The organism is Chitinophaga cymbidii (genome assembly GCF_007992715.1).
GTDB classification, from domain to species: domain Bacteria; phylum Bacteroidota; class Bacteroidia; order Chitinophagales; family Chitinophagaceae; genus Chitinophaga; species Chitinophaga cymbidii.
The window spans coordinates 1,023,941-1,043,277 of sequence record NZ_BKAU01000001.1 but is presented as its reverse complement, the minus strand read 5'-3'; the positions used below and the strand labels follow the sequence as shown (position 1 = coordinate 1,043,277).

The window sequence follows — 19,337 nt, the reverse complement described above, 5'->3', positions numbered from 1 at the left end:
GCTCATGGAAAACGAACTGCTACAGCACGGGCTCAACATCAGCCGCCGGAAGTTCCTCTCAAGGTTAAGCATCGGCCTGGGAAGCGTTGCATTGGGCTCTTTGCTCGTGCCTGATCTTTTCAGCGGCGCGGCGGAAGAAGAAGCCGGTTTTATGCCCGGCATCCCGCACTTCGCGCCGAAGGCCAAACGGGTGATCTATCTTTTCCAGAACGGCGCCCCCTCGCAGCTGGAAACATTCGACTATAAGCCTGTACTCAATAAAATGATGGGGCAGGACCTCCCGGAATCTATCCGCAACGGCCAGCGCCTCACCGGCATGACCTCCGGGCAGAAATCATTTCCGCTCGTCGGTTCCTATTACAAATTCAACCAGCATGGCGAGTCCGGCACATGGGTCAGCGAGATATTCCCGCATATGTCCAAAATAGTGGATGACCTCTGCATCATCCGCTCCATGCACACCGAAGCGATCAACCACGACCCCGCGCTCACGTTCTTCCAGACCGGCGCACAGCAGGGCAACCGCCCGAGCATGGGCTCCTGGGTGAGCTACGGGCTGGGAACGGAAAACAAGAACCTCCCCGCTTTTTGCGTGCTGTTGTCACGCGGCAAAGGCAACGGGCAGGGCGTATATTCCAAACTATGGTCGAACGGTTTTCTTGATTCCATTCACCAGGGCGTGCAGTTCAGCAGCGGCGAGAATCCCATCCTGTACCTGCAGGACCCCGCGGGAATGGACAGGGCCGCACGCCGCAAGATGCTGGACAAGGTAGCGGAGCTGAACGATATACAGCTGAAGCATTTCGGTGATCCCGAGATCGCCGCGAAGATCCAGCAATATGAAATGGCGTACCGCATGCAGACCGCCGTTCCCGAGATCATGGACGTTTCCAATGAAAGCGATGATATCGTAAAGTTATACGGATCGGAATGCCTGGTGCCCGGCACCTTCGCGGCCAACTGCCTGCTGGCGCGCAAGCTCTCCGAGAACGGCGTTCGCTTCATTCAATTATATCACCAGGGATGGGACCAGCACGGCAACCTGCCGAATGAAATGAGAGGCCAGGCAAAGGATGTGGACCAGCCTTCCGCCGCGCTGATCACCGATCTGAAGCAACGCGGGCTGCTGGATGAAACCCTCGTGATATGGGGCGGCGAATTTGGCCGCACCAACTACTGCCAGGGAAAATTCGCTGAAGATAATTATGGCCGTGATCATCATCCCCGCTGTTTCACCATCTGGATGGCCGGCGGCGGCATCAAGCCCGGTATGGTGTACGGAGAAACGGACGAGTTCGGGTACAACATCGTTAAAAATCCTGTACATGTAAATGATTTCCACGCTACGATATTAAACCAGCTTGGTTTTGATCATGAACGCCTGACCTACCGCTTCCAGGGCCGCCGCTACCGGCTGACCGACGTAGCAGGGCACGTGGTAAGAGATATCCTAACCTGATATGCGCATGAAAAGAAGACACTTCCTGAAACAAACCGGGCTCGCAGCCGCATCTTTTGGAATTATGAAAGACCTGTTCGCTCATCAGAACGATCCTGTATACGGGCATAACAACATGCGCTATACAATGAATGCAAAATGGGGCGCGCTGAATCCTTCCCAGCATCCTGTGAATGACTGCCATGAAATGGTGCAGGACAGCAAAGGGCGGATCATCCTCCTGACCAATGAAACCAGAAACAACATCCTCATCTACGACAAATCAGGCAAGCTGCAGCAATCCTGGGGGCATGAATTTCCCGGCGCGCACGGCCTGAGCCTGCATGCCGCCGGAGGAGAGGAATACCTGTTCATTACAGACACCAACCGGCACCAGGTGTACAAAACCGATCTGAACGGAAAAGTATTGCTCACCATCGATTACCCGGAAGCCACCGGCGTATACAAGAACCGCGAAGCATTCGTGCCCACGGAAACCGTTATCCTCGATAACGGCGAGTTCTATGTAGCCGATGGATATGGCGCGCAGTATATCATTCACTATGACGAGCGGGGAAAGATCAAAAGCTGGTTTGGCGGCAAAGGCGAAACAACCGCCCATCTCGATAATGCGCATGGCATCACGATCGATAAAAGACAGGGAACGCCCACCTTGCTGGTGACCGACCGCACCCGCCATTGCTTCAAGCGCTTTTCGCTGGATGGAAAGCTGCTGGAAGTCATTGCCCTGCCCGGCGCCTGCGTTTGCCGTCCCGTTATCAAAGGTGATTATCTCTATGCCGCCGTGTTGCGGTCTCCCGGCCTGAATGTGGCCGATTCGGGTTTTGTAACGATACTGGACAAGCAGAACAAAGTAGTGTCCAACATCGGCGGCTCCGAGCCTGTTTACCAGAACGGCCAGTTGCAGCCCATGAGCCAGGCAGACAAAATATTCGCCAATCCGCACGACGTATGTGTAGACGATGAAGACAACCTGTACGTGGCGCAATGGGCCTCCGGCAAAGTATATCCTTATAAGTTCACAAGAGTATAGCGCTTCATGCAAAAGGTTAAAAAAATCGGCAACGGCATATTGTTCGGCGGCATCATCTTCCTTCTTTTCCTGGTAGCATTTGAACGTTTCATTGAGATACCTTCGTGGCTGGCAGTTGCGGGCAGGATGCATCCCATGTTCCTGCACTTCCCGATCGTATTGCTGCTGATATCGTTTTTTACGGTGTGGATTCCTGCTGGTAGCGATACCGGTGCGGGCGCGGGTGCAGATGCAGATGCTGGCGAGGATACCGGCGCTGATAAGAAAAACGAGTGGCTGGACCTGCTGCGGCTGGTAGCCGCGCTATCCGCTGTGGTGGCCGCCGTCATGGGAATGCTGCTGTCGCTGGAAGGCGATAAGGCCGGGGAAACGCTGGTATGGCACAAATGGGGCGGCGTGCTGGTAGCCGTTTTCGGTTTCCTGTTCTATTCCTGCTACGACCTGCTGCTAAAGAAAGCAATGTGGGTACGGCCCTTTACCATCATCGCCACCATCACCATTATTGTAACCGGGCACTGGGGCGCGGACCTTACACACGGTGAAAACTTTGTACTGGCGCCCATCCGCGGCGAAGAAAAGCTGGCAGCCCCCGAAGAAGCGGTAATATTCGCGGATATCATCCAGCCCATCCTGAAAAGAAAATGCGTGAGCTGCCACGGCGGATCAAGCCTGAAAGGCCGCCTGTCGCTGAAAGATGTGGAAGGTATGCTGGATGGTGGCAAATCGGGCGCCTTGTTCCTGCCCGGTCAGCCCGAAGCCAGCCTGCTGATCAAACGTATTCATCTTCCGCTGGAAGACAAAAAAAGAATGCCTCCCGCCAACAAGCCGCAACTGACCGAAACGGAAGCGGCATTGCTCTACGCCTGGATCAGGTCTGGCGCCGGTACGGACGCGAAGCTGTTCAGCCTGCCGGAAAAAGATTCGTTCCGCGTACTGGCCAGCGCCTTCCTGTCGCCCGCCGGTGAGCAGTCCATGCCTTCCTATGATTTTGAAGCGGCGGATGAAGAGAAGATCGCTTCGCTCAACAATAACTACCGGGGCATTGTGCCGCTGGGAAAAAATTCACCCGCGCTTTCCGTGAACCTCTACGGAAAGAACGTATACAACGCCAAAGCGCTCGAAGAGATCCTCCCGTTAAAAAAGCAGATCGTTGAGCTGAACCTCGCCCGGCTTCCCGTGAAGGATGAAGACCTGAAGATCGTCCGCCAGCTGGAAAACCTGCGCAAGCTGAATCTCAACTACACCAGCGTTACATCCAAAGGACTGGAACACCTGGGCGGGCTGCCGCATTTGCAGGAGCTGGCGCTATCCGGCACCGGCATTACGTCTGCCGCCCTCGAGAAGCTGTTGCCCGCATTGTCCATTTCATCATTATACGTCTGGGATACGAAGATCGACAGCAGCCAACTGCAATCGCTGCAAAAGAAATTCGCGAAGGTGTATATCGAATCAGGTTTTACGGGCGATAAAGGAGAGATCATTGCGCTGAGCCCGCCGGTGATCAAAACACCCGCCGGCGTTTTTGACAAAAGCATCGCGCTGGAAATGAAACATCCTTTCGGTGGCGTGGAGATCCGCTATACGCTGGACGGATCGCAGCCGGACAGCATCAGCAGCCCTGTATATTCCGCTCCGCTCACGATCGACAGCAATGTGACCGTTATCGCGAAAGCGTTCAAACCCGGGTGGTATGGCAGCAAGACGGTACGGTCTTCGTTCATCCGCCGCGGCGTGACGCCCGATTCGATCATACTGGCTTCCAGTCCTGACCCGAAATACGCGCCCACCAGCACAGCCCTGCTAACAGACGGCCAGCTCGGCGACTTCGCCAACTACGCCAATGGCGAATGGTTCGGTTATCAGAAAAACGAGGCCGCCTATTACCTGCTCTTCAATCAACCTGTCACCGTGCAAAGCGTACTGCTCAGCATGATGCAGAACCTCCGCGGCCACATATTCCCGCCCATGAAAATAGAAGTCTGGGGCGGCATGGATAAAGACCAGCTGAAGCCGTTCGGAAAAGTAACGCATGCCACGCCCGCGAAAGATGAGCCTTCACGGCTGATTCAGGACCGCGTGCACTTCGCGCCCGCGGAAGTGCAATGCATCAAGCTCGTGGTGCAGCCCCTCCGCTCGCTGCCCAGGTGGCACGACGCGAAAGGAAAACCCGGATGGGCCTTTATCAGCGAAATTGTCGTGAATTGATCATTTAGGGGGAATCCCGCACGTAAAAGAGTGCCGGTTTTTGTTAAATCGTAGTTAACAGGGTCATTTTCCGCGCGTTTACAAGCCAAATTATGCCATATACCAATTTCCGGTTGACAGGCAAAGATCCAGTTCCGATCTTTGCAAAGGTTTTTCATAGGATATGGTTAAAAATATTGAGGGCGGTATTCTTACCGCCTTTTTTTTATTTCAATGCTTCATCTTTATCCTTCTCCAGAAATCCCGCTTTTTCACTGATCTCTTCCGCTTCCCATTCCAGCAACGCTTCATCAGGCACCATTTGTACAGGGACCGTACTGGATTTCGAAGGTTCGTTATAAGGCACGTTGCCGGCCCTGTTGTACACGGATATCAACGACCAGCGGGGATTATCAGATAGGTTGGCTTCCGAGCGGTGCAGCAGGTTGGGATGGAAGAACAGCGCGTCGCCGGCGTTCAGCTCCACGTATACCAGCGGCATGGTTTTCAGCGCAAGGTCCACATAATGCTGCGAAGCCCCCACCTGCTCTCCCGAAAAGCCGTGTTCAATGCGTCCCATTTTATGTGTTCCCCTGATCACCTGCAGGCATCCGTTCTCTTTGTTGGCATCGGTGATGGCTACCATGATAGACAGCATCTGGTCAGGGAAGAGAAATTCATTTTTATACCAATAGCCGTAATCCTGGTGCCATTCCCAGGCGCCGCCAACACGCGGCTCTTTCTGCATCAGCTTGCTGTGAAAATGGCAGACCTGGCTGTTCCCTTCCATGAGCGTGTCCGCCGTTTCCACCATCCGCCGGCTTTTGGTGAGGAGTCCGTATGCATCATTCCCCGGCGTATACCAAAGCGTCAGCTTTGTTTTTTTGCCGGTCTGATCGTTCAGGTCGAACGCATGCCGGCGCATGAGCCCGTCCGCAAATGCAATGTCCTGCAGCTTGCCGGTTTCCGGCGCCGTGAGGAAATTCTTTACGATAATATAGCCGTCACGGTTATAATCGCTGATCTGTCCGCTGGATAATTGAAAAGGTGTCATGTATCAAATCTACATCCCCATCCTCCGAAAAACCACCATTTTACCTCCCCAAACCTGTACTTTTATTGCAAAATATGATCAATATGCATTAATTTATCCGCATAATACAATCGTTCATGCCATGAAACCCGCGCTGGAACATCTGCCGAAAGAGCCGGGCCACTCTTTCGTCGTCAGGAATTTTGATTACAGTTATTACCCGACGCCCTGGCATTATCACCCGGAGTACGAGATCGTGCTGGTAACGGAAAGCACCGGCAAGCGGTTCATCGGTGATCATCTGTCGGATTTCGGGCCGGGGAACCTGGCTTTCCTGGGGCCGAACCTGCCGCATCATTACCGGAATGACGACCGGTATTATGAAGCCGGGTCGGTGCTCCGCGCGAAGTCCATCGTTGTACACTTTACGGAAGCCTCCCTGGGCAAGGATTTCCTGGAGCTGCCGGAAGCCGCCCGGTTACGAAAACTTTTTGAACGTTCTTTATGCGGACTGGACATCAACGGTAAAACCCACCGCAAGGTTTGCGACAGGCTGCATGAAATGTCCGGCCTGGCAGGGTTGAAGCGATGGCTTTGCCTGGTGGACATCCTGCTGGAGATCGCGGAATCCGGCAGCGTTACGGCCATCACGAAATCGCCGCTGGTGGGGTACAACGAGAAGGAATCCCGGCGGCTGGGCGATGTGTTCGACTGGATCATGGCTAATTTCGAGCACGACATCCGGCTATCGGAAGCCGCCGCCATCGCGGAAATGAATGAAAATGCATTTTCCCGTTTCTTTTCCCTCCGCACCCGGAAAACGTTTTCCGGTTTCGTGCAGGAGCTGCGTTTGCAGAAAGCCGCGAGGTTGCTGATTGAAAATGAACTGTCCGTCACCGAAGTATGTTACGAATGCGGCTATAACAACATTTCCAATTTCAACAGGCAATTCCTGCATCATTATCATATGAATCCCATGAAGTACCGGCGGACTTTCCTGAAAGGGAAATGATCAGGTATTTTTATCGAATTAAAGATCTATCAATGGAGCAGCTTATACAGCATCTTAAACATTTTCATCAGCTCAGCGAAGCGTTACAACATAACCTGGAACGTTATTTTACGAAAGTCGTTTTACCGAAGAACGAATTGCTGATCACAGAAGGAAGCGTTTGCCGGCAGCTGTATTTCCTGGAAACAGGTTGCCTGCGTGGCTTTTATAACCTGGACGGGAAGGAGATCACGCACTGGCTGGGGTTCGAGAATGATTTTGTAACCTCCTTTCACAGCTTCATTACGCAGCAGCCCGCGGTGGAGAACATTCAGCTGATGGAAGGTTGTGTGTTATGGGCGATCTCCAAGGAAACGCTCGGCGGCTTGTTTGAGGAATATAACGAGGTAGAAAGGCTGGTGCGTATTGCGTATGAAAAGTATTACATCCGGCTGGAGGAACGTTTCGTGAATTCGCAGTTCAGGACCGCTACCGAACGTTATGAGCACCTGTTGCAGAGGGCACCGCACGTAGTTGAAAGAGTGCCATTGGGTTATGTGGCTTCTTACCTCGGCATTTCACAAGAAACCCTCAGCCGTATCCGCGGCAGGCTTTAACATTTAGTATGACGGATTTTGATCCTTGTCAAAAGATCTGTCAACATCCACCTATAGTTTTGTTTCATAAAAAATTGCTTTATGGAACAAAAAACTGTTCAACAACCCTCTGCCGCTTTCGTTGCCGCTTCCTGGGCAGCGCTTTTTACCGGTGTCATTGCATTTAATATCGGATTGTGGAATGCTGAAATGGAGTTGAATGAAAAAGGATATTATTTCACGGTACTGATGTTCGGCCTCTTTTCCGCTATATCCGTGCAGAAAGCTGTCCGCGACCAGATGGAAGGCATACCTGTTACGAACCTTTACTACGGCCTTTCGTGGTTCGCCACGTTATTATCTGTTTTATTGCTCACGATAGGTTTATGGAACGCCACGCTGATGAGAAGTGAAAAGGGATTTTATGCGATGTCGTTCATCCTTAGCCTGTTTTCCGCGATAGCCGTACAGAAGAATACGCGGGATGCGAGAGCGGGGAAGGCTTCGGACCAGGCATAAAATCAGACAAAAAAAGAGGCTGCCCAAAGTAATTTAACCGGTTTTAGAATGGCGCAGGTCTATTACATCCGGGTAAAAATTACTTTTCAGGGCAACCTCATTTTCCATTTAACACTAAAAGATCATGAACCCGCCCCGTACCAGTCGATCTTCCGGCTTGCGTACATAGCCAGCGCCAGCACGAGGAACAGGCCGATGCTGCCCACCAGCAGGGCCGTGTCTTCCAGGCGGATAAGGACAAATATGAACCCGTATAATGCCGTGAGTATACCGCAGAATATTCCCGCCGGCTTCCAGCTTCTGAAATGGCTGCGGGCGTATAAGGTGATAAGGATAATAGTCGCCAGTGATGCGATCAGGTAAGCAAGATCGAACAGGATGAATTCGCTGATGGATAGCAGCAGGGAGTAAAAGATGACCAGCGCAAGACCGATCAATGCGTATTGCACCGGGTGTACGGGTTTGTTCAGCAAAAGCTCCACAATGAAGAAGGATGCGAAGGTAAGGCCGATGAACAGGATCGCATATTTAACGCTGCGGTCGGTTTTCGCGTACTGGTCAGCCGGTTGCAGCATGGTGACCCCGAATGCCAGCGGTTTCAGGTCAGCGCCGAGATTCTCGAGTACCGTGCCGAAAGGGAGATTAGCCTTGTTGAACGCCCAGCTGGCGGTAAAGCCGGAAGGGCTTACCGATCTTTCCGCCGGGAGATTGTTGCCATCGAAGGAGGGGCTGCCCCACCCGGACTGAAGCCTGAAATTGCTGTTGCCGCCCAGTGGGATGAAATGCAGTTGCTCGCTGCCCTTCAGCTTTACGTCCATCGCAAACGACATGACGCCGGCGGAATCTTCCGGGCGCAGCGTAATGGGGGCGGACAAACCGGTTTTGCAGATGTCCTCATTCGGCAGGCCGGGGGATAGTTCATATTCCTTCCCGTTCAGCTGGATGGTCAGTCTTTCTTCAATTCCTTTGAAGTCCGACAGGCTGTAGCAGATCCTTGCTTCGTTCCACAATATGGCATTCAGATCGATTTCTTTGGGAGATTGTATGATGAAATTCCCCCTGTTCTGCAGGTTGGCGCGGTATAGCAGCACTTTGTAGATCGAGCGTTGCCGGATCTCGTGGCTGACCTTCCCGTCCACCTGCAGCTTGTCCGGCAGCACCCAGAAATAGCTGCGGATCTCTTCTGTGGTGCCGTCTTTCGCAGCGATGTATTTTTTATAGGGAATGTAAAGGAACGGGCCGGTTAATGTCTGCGCGGCGGCCCATTTATCGCTGACTTCCTTCGCCACTTCCTTCTGCCGGGCTTCTCTTTCGCTTACGAGGTTGGCGATGAAGAGGGTGGGGATCATCATCAGGAGGATGAGGGCGCCGGTGATGATGCCTTTGATCATTATTTTTCGGGAGTTGCCGGAGAGGGTGTTGGTGGATTGTTGTGTTTCCATTTTAGTTCGTTTCGTGGTTTGTTAAAAGTACTTTGAATTACAAAGTGAATGAATTTTAAAAAATCACCTTGTAGGGTGATGTGGTTGTAAAAGTACTTTGAATTACAAAGTAAGTAAAAATTTGGATAGCGAGCAATTTTTTTTGTTCCGGGGTGGTTAGGGATGATTTCGTCGCCAGGGGCATACTCATAAATGGGTATTTGCCAGTTTCCCGGCAAATAGTATCTTGGTATCAAACAGGTTTTCCCGTACCGGAATTAATCAAGGTTAATGCTATAGCCTATACTTTATTAATGTCCCAGTAATTGTAGAAAATTCCCAAAACGTAACCTCAATACCACAAACATGCGTACTATTTTACTTTGCTGTACCATTTTATTGGCCTGCCTGAGCCCTTTAAAATCCCAACCAGTGAAGAAACTGGAAAAAATCGTCTTTACAGCTTCCCCCAAGCATTCCGTATTTCTTGAAGTGACCGTTACAAACAAGGATGATGTTAAACTGAAGATCACCCAGGGCAGTAACACAGCAGAGATGCCCATCAACGACCTGAGCCATACAGTGGTAAAAGGTCTCATCGAAGAGAAGATTGCCGGTTGGATCACAGATTTCGCGGGCAAGACAATCGCAGAAATGTTTACTTCTTCCGAGATTGAGAAGATAGACTGGCTGGTAGTGGAAACCATCATCACAAAAACGGCCCGGAATGATATCGCAAAGAACGATCTGAAGGCTATATTCAGGTTTGTAGATACCATTCCTTTTTATAAGGAGGAACCGCTAGGGGACTTCAACTGCGAAACTTTAAGTGCACAATCTCCCCAAAGAATAACATTGATGGCGGACAGTCTTTTAGGGGCTGATAAATCAATATTTATTGCTGCCCGGCAACCCTTGCTTGCCCGGATGGAACATTTTGCAAGAATGAGCGACAGCCTTGACCGGAATAGTAAAGATTCCAGCCGCCTTCTGGAGGAGCTGCGCTATAAAAGGGATAGCCTGCGGCTGGTGGACTCTGCGAATACTACGCTATTAAACGCGCTAAACGCAAAGCTCGGCTCCCTTGATCGAACAATCAACCGGAATAACGAATTGATCGCCCTTAATAAGAAGCAGATCGACAGACTGATGGATAACATAAAGGCATTATCACCAGCTTTGACAATGCCCTATCGAGATACCGTATGCAGGGGCAAGTCGCTGAATGTTCAGGCCGGGCGTTTATTTATCGATTCCATGGAAATCACGATAAAAGATGGTTTTCTGAGGGTGATAAAATTCAGGTACAATGACAGTATGGAAATATTTACGGATCATGGTCTGCAAAGAGTTAGCCGGCTGGAATATGGATTTAATGAAAAGCAGCAGTATACCGTATTTGTGGATATGAGAAGTGTATCTTTTTCAGAATTTTTGCTGGATAATTTCTTCTATTTAACTAACCGGAAAGCAGATCATTCCACAAAAGGCAGATCAAAATATCTCTTTAACCTTGACGATGTACTGAAATATACCCCTCCACAGAATGCAGAGGTCATTGAAACCTTCGTGCCCCAGCGATCAAGGGTATTCTTTACAAAGAATAATGCATCGGTGCTGGTACCTGAAACGGATGTGAACAAGATCATTACATTGAATTTGTTCAGTGATATAGTCGGTGTACAGGAAGACAAGCCGAACGGCCTTTTGCAAGCTGAAGCGAAGTTTTACGGCTCGCTGCAACGAGATCGCTATCCGGGTAGATTGCGTTATTCAACGTTCTCTTTCTTTAACTACTTCGAAATCAATTTTACGCTCTCAAAAATTGAGAATAAGCTGAAGTATATTGAATTATTGCCTAATGAAACACCCGGTGATACCTTCTCCTATGTCCATTCATTTAATCTGATGCAGTTCCAGAACCTTGAGTTCGGGGCAAAGCTGAATCTATTAAAATACACGGATGATGTGCACGAAGGGCATCTGATAGCAGGTATTGCCGCCAGCCGTACCGGAGCGAGAGATAGCCTGGTTCAACTAACAGATGATAAGGAAATTATAACGCCCAGAAACATGAGCCTCTGGTCAACAAAGTACAGTTTGAAGGCACTATACAGGTTGAAGGCCATTTCCAGGGTAGGCGTGGATGTTTCCGTTTGCCTGACGGGCATGACGCTTCTCAGCGATGATGTCAGACAAAGCGGCGGGTATTACAATGAGCTGGACCTTTCAAAGAATACTTACGTGAAGCATGAGTTCTGGAAGAACCTGATAGCGACTTATCAGGCGCAAATATATTATTATGCTACCAGGGATGAAAGTCAGCGTTTGTATGCCCGGCTTGCACTAAATACAGATATCAGCGTAAAAGGAAATCGTTTTGCCGTTATCCAGCTGGGTTATTCTGCGGACATCAATAAATTTCTGCAGTTCAAATAATGGCTGCCTGCATTCTTGTTGTCGTTTCTCATTATTCCCTGGTAGTCATCATACGGCGCCTGAAAATTGTGACAGAATTTGGCTTATAGATAAAGGAATCTCCGTTAGCTTATGGAAAGCAGAAACCCGCGCAAAGCGCGGGTTTCTGATAAATCTTGCGGACCGGACGGAACCGGCTCTCGCGGACTGGACGGGACCTCAACGATCTCATTTCCAGCCTGAAAAACCTGTAAATATTATATCACACCAAGAGAGGTACCCGAAAAGGTACCCGCGCCATTTGGGCTTATTTGAAACAGTTTATTAAAGAACTTTTTATCATTACAAAGATACGCCTCGCGGACCATAAAGGGAATTTTTCTTAGATAAAAAAGAACTCGCTATCGAGCGTGAACAAAGAGCGATGATATTTTAATTGAGTTAGAAGGAAGCGTTCGTTTCATTGGCTGACGATTAATAAGCGATATGACGTTGGTTTTAGCAGTCATTGCATTTTCAACCTTAGAAACGAGCTCATCGTAGCCCAAATTATACATTGCACCTCTTGCGCCCTCAAATGTGCAATTAATAGCACTTAGAATTTGTCCAAATTTTAGTGCTCTTTCAATTTGACTTTCAGTAACGGATTTTAGCAAATAATTGTGTGAGAAAAAGGTAGAAATTATACCTGCAGTACACCAATCACCAGCACCCGCAGTATCAATTACGTTTTCAATTATATACCCTTTTACTTCTGACCATTTTGCGGAGCCATTTCTTCGATATTTTAAACCCTTTTCCCCCAAGGTCTGGATTTCAATTAGAGCCTGACCTTTGGGGAAAATAGCTGTGTAATTAGGGATTCTGTCTTCTGAAAATTTTACAACATCTGCAACTTCTAAGCATTTTTTGAAGCCTTTTTCATCTTTGATACTTGACGGTTCAAAGAAAATTGTAGCTCCATTTTCCTTGTGTGCTTTTGCCAAATCTATGGAAGCCCTATTAATGCGGTCAAAATAAAAAACCTTTGGAACAGGACTTTTTTGTAAAATATCCTGAACCGATTTTGAAAGGCATGGCTTATAGGAAGGAAGATATTTTCCATCTTCGGGATTCCTAAACTCGAACCTGTGTTTTGAAAATCCGTGTTTATCTTTTAGAATGCGATGAATAATAATTGGTGTACTTCCATCCTCCGTAAATGTTAAAAGATCCTCTTTAACTTTCCATTTGTTTAAATCCTGACTTAACAAGTCTGATGCAACGTTATTTGAAAGGCGTGCTATTGGATAAGAATCCCATCCCATATATGAAAGGATTGTCAGCACATTTCCACAAGAGCCGCCAGCGTAAAACTGTGTAGGCTTCTCTATATCGTTACTGATAACAACATCTAAGGCAACGAGCCCAGCTCCTGAACAAATTAAATTATTTTGTATTGTATTTTTAAGTTTCATACGCTTCTCCTATTAGCCAAATTACGAAAAGTTCACTATTATCTTTTATGCTTTTCAAATCATCAAACGAATCTATATCGTACCCTTGAGAATCAACATTTAATATACCAACACCAATCTCATTTATTAGCTCATAAGCAGTTAGTAACGACCCTATTGACAATAATTTACTTGAAAATGTAGAAATGACAGCTTTACAACCATCCAATGCCTGTAAAGAGGTGTTATAGTTCCTTATAGCCTTTGTCAAACGTATATATGCTTCAAAGGGGTTCTGTTCAGGAACATACATTATATTTTGCGACTCTATATTTAGCCTATCAAATAGCAATTGATAATAATCTTTAATTAGGGCGTCTGAGCGCCTTGGGTTTTTTGATGGAAAAGGTAACACCGGACATATTTCATTTGGCCGTATGTGCGTGTAGGCCTTATCCAGATGCTCCGCTTTGTCTTCTCCTAAAATCGGGAACCAAATTACCGGCTCTTCAGATTCAGATGTTAATTCAAGGGTACCGCCAAAGCCATGCAGGTAACCGACATCTTCATCAATTCCTTTCTCTTTTATTTTACTGTCGATATCTGCATTTTCTGACACAACAACAAAAAGATTAGGCTTTTTATCTTTTGCGTAGTTATCAATGAAAGTCAAAAATTTACCAACCAAAGAAAAGTACACTCCTCTTGGAAGAGCGCTAATATCTATGATAATGTCGGTAAATTGTTTTATTTGTTCATAAGATTCCAAAATTTGCGCGGCTTGTCTATCACCGATCCGTTTTCTTTTCCCTTTGACTTTTGAATTCCAGAGCGAAATCTTCTTGGTAACTATTTGCTTGCCGGTTAGGTAGGTACTTAATTCCTTTTCGTTCTCCTGAACATGCTTTAAATACTTAGTTGAATTTGATCCTGTTCCTTCATCAAATTCAATCAACCAGCATTCTAATTTAATTGTGGGGCAGTTTTTAATCAATTCCTGAATTGCAATATTCATCCTTACGTCAAACCCTTTACCCAAAATGAAGAGTACGCTTCTTTGGGCTGAGTTGAAATGACTACTCCAAAACTCAGACGTTTTATCACCTCTTATTAATACTGATGGGTCCCACCTTAAACCATTCATATTTTAGTCCATTTAAGCAGTTCATCTATTTTCTTATGGCGCCATCCACCATAAGAAAATGGCAAGTTAAACTTTACACAAAGCCATCTATTTAAATAGTAAACATCATTCTTAGTACCTTTTTCCCCTTGACTAATAGCTTTCATTTCTAATAAATTGAACGCAACGCAAGTCGAAATAACATTTGATAAAGGAGCATAAATGTCATTTAGATACCATTCCTCATCTTTACTAAACATATCTGTTGCTATTTTAATTGCAAATCCCGTAACACCTAAGGCATAGGGGGCATTTGGCTTATATGTGTCAGACTTGCAACTTTCGCCTAACCTTGTCAGAAAGTTCATAACATTGTTTGAGTAAGGCAAAATCTTGCTTAGCTCATTCCATTTATATTCGACAGCTCGTTTCAGTATTTTTTCTTGCTCTTCAGTTTCAATGTTTACTTTGTTACCTAACAACCGGTTGGAAAGCATTTCTTCAAACATTTCCGCGGAAAAAGATAAGAATTGTTCAATATTATTTGATGACAATTTAACCAGGTCACTAAATCCGAAGTAATAGGGCAGACTTGATGGTTGAGATAAAAACAATTTCGATGATACTTCCAAGTCTGGTTTTAGTTTTTCTTTAAACTCCTGGTCTGTAAGAGGGAAGTCAAACGCAAGCTGCTGTTTACCCAGATTTCTATGAATCAGAATTTCCAGCTTTCTGTAAAGTATGGCCAACTCCAATTCGCTTCCTTCCTGGGCGCTCACAAATTTCACCCATTCATCAAATTTATTTGTGATAGACGTTATTTTTAAAATTCGTTCTTTAGTTTCATTAATGGATTCTACAAGATTGTTTTTAAAATGTTCTTCTTCTAATTCATTATCCAAATATTCTCTAAAAGAATTGACTTCTTCTGTAGATATTGCTGCGCGTTTATCCGCAATGTTTGCCAGTACAGATTCAAACCGACTGGGCCTATCACTCCAAAATTTTTCAAGATTTAAAATCTCATAATCTCGACCTTCAAATGACCTTAAATTGTCTTTGGGATCAAGGGCTTCCAAACGCTCGGAAATCCAGATACTAAAATTGCCTCTCTTCTCAATTACATACTTTTTAAGGGCGGTTCGCTGCGTGAACGACAATTTATGCGTGTCGTCAAGCATGAACAATATTTTACTAAATATTTGCTTTCCGTCAAGCTGAAAATACTCTGGTTTTAAAATTCCTACCGAAAATAATTCATCATGCCCCTGTGGCCTTATTTCTTCCAACGGAAGAAAACTATCTATTGCCTGATAAACTTTCTTTTCTATATTAGAGGCCCATTTATACAGTTCCGCCCCTGTACAAGGCACAGTAAGATCACTGAAAAAATTGTCCCGATTGTCGTAATTGTAATTTATCCTGCCTAAAACTTCATTAAAAGGAGAATTTATATTTAGTAATTCTACAATTGACCTTAATGTTGCTAAAACAATTCTTGAATTTAATAAAGAAAAGAAATATCGCTTCTTCTGCGCATCTGAAACATTCAGTTCTTCCAATATTTCATAGTTTCTTGTACAAACCAGCGTAACACCTAATACCTGAACAGAATTATCTGTTAATACGTTTAATTTTTTTAATATCCCAAATAAAGTCTTACTGTCAGGCGCAGATTTGTTATTCAATAACGTGTTTAATGTATCAGGCTCAAACACTCTTAGCAAGGAAGTCTTTCCTGCTCCCGGGGAACTATGGATATACAATACATTATTCCAGAGATTGCCGGTTTTGTCCTTTTCCATTATAGATTCCAGAATAACTGGATTGTATAATTTAAGGAAGCTGGCATTAGATTCAATTTTCTCTGAAGCCCGTAATCTAAAAGGATTTCTTAGCCTACTCATCTTTATGCCTCTTTACTCTGGGAAAAAGCCCTATAATTTTATCATCGGGGAACCATAGTATTGGCAACGAATTGTTGGGCGTATTATGGTTCAATATAACTGGGAGGCAGCACTCATTAAAACCCAAATAAGGTTCATCGTGCTTGCCTTCTTTATAATGCCTATCAATAATACTTTTATCGAAATATTTTTTAACTAAGTCTATAAAAGCTGTTTTACTTAATATCTCTGTTTTTATCTCACTCCCAATAATCTGTACCGCATCTATAGTAAATGTAAAATTGCTTTCAGGGTGCTCATCTTTATAAGTTTGTATATTTTCTTTCAACTTCGCTAAAGCCTCAATTGTAGCTATGTAAAAAATAATATGTATATCAAGAGGCTCATTTTCCTGTCTTAAACTTGCATTTTCTCCGTTGGGAAGAATTGATTGCAAAAATTTGTATATTTTTCCTTTCCATTCTTCTCCCGATTTTCTGAAATAACTTGTTCCGCTTGCCGTAAAATCATCTATCAGAAAAACAGTATTAAATTTCGAATTGATTTTTTCCTTTTTTAATTCATTCAACATATCGTTTCTTTTTTCTTCAGAAATGGAATATGTTGTCAACACTTGCTCATTACTAATCCTGGGAGTGCTTCTTCTTAACAAGTCAATTTTTGAGCCATCGCTTAGCCCAATAAATAGAGATCTTCTCAGGCTAACCTTATATGTTGTACTCTTTACAATCTTGCTCACCCAAAATGGATTCAGTCTGATTACACTGGCCGTTTTCGCTATAACTATTGGCTGTATTTTATCCGCGTATGTGATGTTGACTAAATGTGCCATTTGATCACTTGAGATAAAAATCAGAGAATCTAATACAAATTGATAGGCCGTATTTTTTTCTTCTTCAGTTTCAAATTGCGACAACCACTTTACCAGGCTTTCAATAAACCTTGTACCTGGAGAGAACTGCTGATATTCGTTATATTTAAAGCTGGCTAATGCCTGAAGTAAAGGCCGTTGCCTGGAAGTTTCTTCCGCACTCCAGTTCATGGTTTTGGCTAAAAGTTTTTCTGCTAATCCTGACCTCATGGTAAAGTAATGGCGGCTCCATTTTTATTGAAAGTTAAATAAGAAAGATAATACAATGTTGCTTTAGTATCTTTTATGCCGGGCGGCACTAAATTCCAACACATTTCACTCAAAGATGATACTTCATCAACACTTAGTGAGTACGGTGACGATAATAGTTGATAATCGTTCCCGGGCCACTGTCCTTTATCACCAATACATAAACAGTCCTGCGCTTTTTTATTCTTTCTGGCTATCTTTTTGCAGTAAGATAATATATTGAGTTTGCAAGTTGATGCTTGATCAATAATGTCAATAGAATGGCTGGATTCCAATATCTGAATGCCCAAGTAATTTTTACTTAAAACAAGATCAATGATTATTGAACGGACTTTCTGCCAATTTTTTTTATTTTTTATTTCGACCGTCACCTGATTAGGCTTTAGTTCGGGACAAATTTCTTCTTGAAACGAGTAATTTTTAATTAGCTCAAATACATCTTCTAACAATACATTTTTTGTCCCTTTTTTACCAGGTAGGCGAGCATTATTTAAAGTTCCAATGTCTGCACAATTATAATATCCGATAATCACATTAGAATGATATTTGACAGGGATTTTATTATGTAAATCATTTCTGACAGATTGGCCTCTCCCTGTCGCAATGCCAATTACCAGCCCTTTAGCAAGTATTTTAATAAGCCCTTTTGTAACATCATCATTGATACCGGTGTATCGGCTTGATGAAGAACAAAGGGTGCCGTCATAATCAAATATGATGGCACCAAAATCAGTATTCTTCAATGTATCTTTAAAATTTTTATAGGCCCCCTTCCAAAATGTCTTTTCCGCATCAGTTAATTCATCGATTGATGGGACCTTTACTTTCCTCAGAATTGCAATTTGTTCAATGTCGTGAAAGTTGGCCTTCTCTTTAAATAAAGAAGAATATCTAAGGTTGTATAATTTAGATCCATAGTCTGGTACACCTGGCCTTCCTGGATCAATACCCTGTAATTTACCCAAGGCATTAATAAAATAGAAAGATTTTACGAGCAAGTCAATGCTTGCAAACGAATTATCATATCCTGTCCTAATAACCAAAGTTGGAATATCTGAAGGTAATAATGAAAGCGTTTTTTGAGCTATCAGTTCTTCTTCGGGCGTTACTATCGCAATTATAGCAGAGTTAGCTTTTCTTTTAGCGAACCAATGATGTCTTCCATGTCCAAAATTTCTGTAATCAGAAATGATCACATCAGCCAAAGCAGCTTCCACTAACTTAGATTCAATATCAACAGCAACAGGATATCCCAAACCAGCATAAAGTATATTAAATGTATGGTTTGGCGAAACTTTTTTCAAAAAATCTCCCAAGCCACTAAAGGACTCTTTATCGGTAATAGCTAAAGAACCTGAATCAGATGTCGGCTTAAAAATGTTATATATAATGGAAAAAAAAGAAATTAAGCTGTTAGTAGCCAAAAAACCGTCTTTACCAGAAGGAATATCAAATTCATAATGCCGACTTATGGATATTTCTGTTGCCAGCTTTGCGAGAGGGCTGTTTCTTCTCATACACAGGCTATAAATTCTATTGGGTTCAAGATTTATCGCTGTTTTGTATGCAAATAATATATCCGTATTCTTACCACTTGCACTGATAAATAATATATTTGAATTGCGCAAAGCATTTTTCGAATAGAATAACTCAAGTGGAGTTACAGCTTTTGCCATCACTCCATACTGCTGAAATAAGATTGCTGCATATTGACATGCACTTAATGAACCTCCCGACCCGACAATAAAAAGAGGAATAAGTTTGTTATATAATAGTTCTGATTTTAATTCGCTTATATCCTGATTTATTGCCCATTGAAAAGTATCTTCAATTTTGTATAACTCTTTTTCAAACGGCTTTCCCATACTCTTGATAAAAAATATATTTTTTAAAAATCCTCATCTATCTTGTTTAATACCTTTTTGAAGGAATTTTTTTAAATGGATTTTGGGGACATCTCCCTAAACCATCCAATTTTAAATCGGAATTTATTGCCCAACCAGGTAAGCCAATAAAACACGATATCACTTAAAACAATAAAATTAGTAAATTTATACTAAAATATTTAGCATAAATTTACTATGTATGCAAAAGAAG

General features: G+C 44.6%; 14 protein-coding genes. 7 read left to right on the top strand and 7 right to left on the bottom strand.

What is annotated here, in order from left to right:
* The first annotated feature begins 4 nt into the window (after positions 1 to 4).
* The 3 genes from CCY01nite_RS04100 to CCY01nite_RS04090 are packed head-to-tail and all read left to right on the top strand — an operon-like array spanning position 5 to position 4,697.
* Positions 5 to 1,459 carry a DUF1501 domain-containing protein gene (locus tag CCY01nite_RS04100; RefSeq protein ID WP_146858060.1) on the top strand — a complete coding sequence of 485 codons (1,455 nt, stop codon included), beginning with the start codon at positions 5 to 7 and terminating at the stop codon, positions 1,457 to 1,459.
* Positions 1,460 to 1,466: 7 nt separating this feature from the next.
* Positions 1,467 to 2,492 (top strand): NHL repeat-containing protein, encoded by a 1,026-nt coding sequence (locus CCY01nite_RS04095; RefSeq protein ID WP_146858058.1) that lies wholly within the window; start codon positions 1,467 to 1,469, stop codon positions 2,490 to 2,492.
* Between the two features lie 6 nt (positions 2,493 to 2,498).
* On the top strand, positions 2,499 to 4,697 hold the full coding sequence (locus CCY01nite_RS04090) for a c-type cytochrome domain-containing protein (RefSeq protein WP_146858056.1): 2,199 nt from the start codon (positions 2,499 to 2,501) through the stop codon (positions 4,695 to 4,697).
* Between the two features lie 205 nt (positions 4,698 to 4,902).
* Here the strand turns inward: CCY01nite_RS04090 and CCY01nite_RS04085 are convergent, their stop codons facing one another.
* Positions 4,903 to 5,730: a phytanoyl-CoA dioxygenase family protein gene (locus tag CCY01nite_RS04085; RefSeq protein ID WP_146858054.1), complete on the bottom strand. Its 828-nt coding sequence runs from the start codon at positions 5,728 to 5,730 to the stop codon at positions 4,903 to 4,905.
* Positions 5,731 to 5,851: 121 nt separating this feature from the next.
* Between CCY01nite_RS04085 and CCY01nite_RS04080 the strand changes: the two genes are divergently transcribed.
* From CCY01nite_RS04080 to yiaA, 3 genes are all read left to right on the top strand, one after another.
* Entirely contained in the window at positions 5,852 to 6,721 is an 870-nt protein-coding gene (locus CCY01nite_RS04080; protein WP_186830884.1) for a helix-turn-helix domain-containing protein, read from the top strand.
* A 32-nt stretch (positions 6,722 to 6,753) separates the two neighbouring features.
* On the top strand, positions 6,754 to 7,317 hold the full coding sequence (locus CCY01nite_RS04075) for a Crp/Fnr family transcriptional regulator (RefSeq protein ID WP_146858050.1): 564 nt from the start codon (positions 6,754 to 6,756) through the stop codon (positions 7,315 to 7,317).
* A gap of 81 nt (positions 7,318 to 7,398) precedes the next feature.
* Positions 7,399 to 7,815, top strand: coding sequence for an inner membrane protein YiaA (gene yiaA, locus CCY01nite_RS04070; RefSeq protein ID WP_146858048.1), 417 nt, complete (start codon positions 7,399 to 7,401; stop codon positions 7,813 to 7,815).
* 122 nt (positions 7,816 to 7,937) lie between these two features.
* On the opposite strand, the gene creD is transcribed toward yiaA, so the two are convergent.
* A complete protein-coding gene (creD, locus tag CCY01nite_RS04065; RefSeq protein WP_146858046.1) occupies positions 7,938 to 9,257 on the bottom strand; it encodes a cell envelope integrity protein CreD in 1,320 nt (439 codons plus the stop codon).
* 411 nt (positions 9,258 to 9,668) lie between these two features.
* On the opposite strand from creD, the gene CCY01nite_RS04060 reads away from it, so the two are divergent.
* The gene (locus tag CCY01nite_RS04060) at positions 9,669 to 11,675 is read left to right on the top strand and encodes a hypothetical protein (RefSeq protein ID WP_146858044.1); all 2,007 of its coding nucleotides are present in this window, start codon (positions 9,669 to 9,671) and stop codon (positions 11,673 to 11,675) included.
* 380 nt (positions 11,676 to 12,055) lie between these two features.
* Here CCY01nite_RS04060 and CCY01nite_RS04055 read toward each other — a convergent pair whose 3' ends face one another.
* Genes CCY01nite_RS04055 through CCY01nite_RS04035 form a run of 5 tightly spaced genes read right to left on the bottom strand, consistent with a single transcriptional unit; the run spans position 12,056 to position 19,105 of the window.
* Positions 12,056 to 13,111: a PfkB family carbohydrate kinase gene (locus CCY01nite_RS04055; RefSeq protein ID WP_146858042.1), complete on the bottom strand. Its 1,056-nt coding sequence runs from the start codon at positions 13,109 to 13,111 to the stop codon at positions 12,056 to 12,058.
* A complete protein-coding gene (locus tag CCY01nite_RS04050) occupies positions 13,101 to 14,234 on the bottom strand; it encodes a hypothetical protein (protein ID WP_146858040.1) in 1,134 nt (377 codons plus the stop codon). The genes CCY01nite_RS04055 and CCY01nite_RS04050 overlap by 11 nt, the downstream gene beginning before the upstream one ends.
* Entirely contained in the window at positions 14,231 to 16,120 is a 1,890-nt protein-coding gene (locus tag CCY01nite_RS04045; protein ID WP_146858038.1) for an ORC-CDC6 family AAA ATPase, read from the bottom strand. The genes CCY01nite_RS04050 and CCY01nite_RS04045 overlap by 4 nt, the downstream gene beginning before the upstream one ends.
* A complete protein-coding gene (locus CCY01nite_RS04040; protein ID WP_146858036.1) occupies positions 16,113 to 17,201 on the bottom strand; it encodes a phosphoribosyltransferase-like protein in 1,089 nt (362 codons plus the stop codon). Before CCY01nite_RS04040 ends, CCY01nite_RS04045 begins: the two co-directional genes overlap by 8 nt.
* Positions 17,198 to 19,105, bottom strand: coding sequence for an HAD hydrolase family protein (locus CCY01nite_RS04035; RefSeq protein WP_146858034.1), 1,908 nt, complete (start codon positions 19,103 to 19,105; stop codon positions 17,198 to 17,200). The genes CCY01nite_RS04040 and CCY01nite_RS04035 overlap by 4 nt, the downstream gene beginning before the upstream one ends.
* Positions 19,106 to 19,337 lie beyond the last annotated feature (232 nt).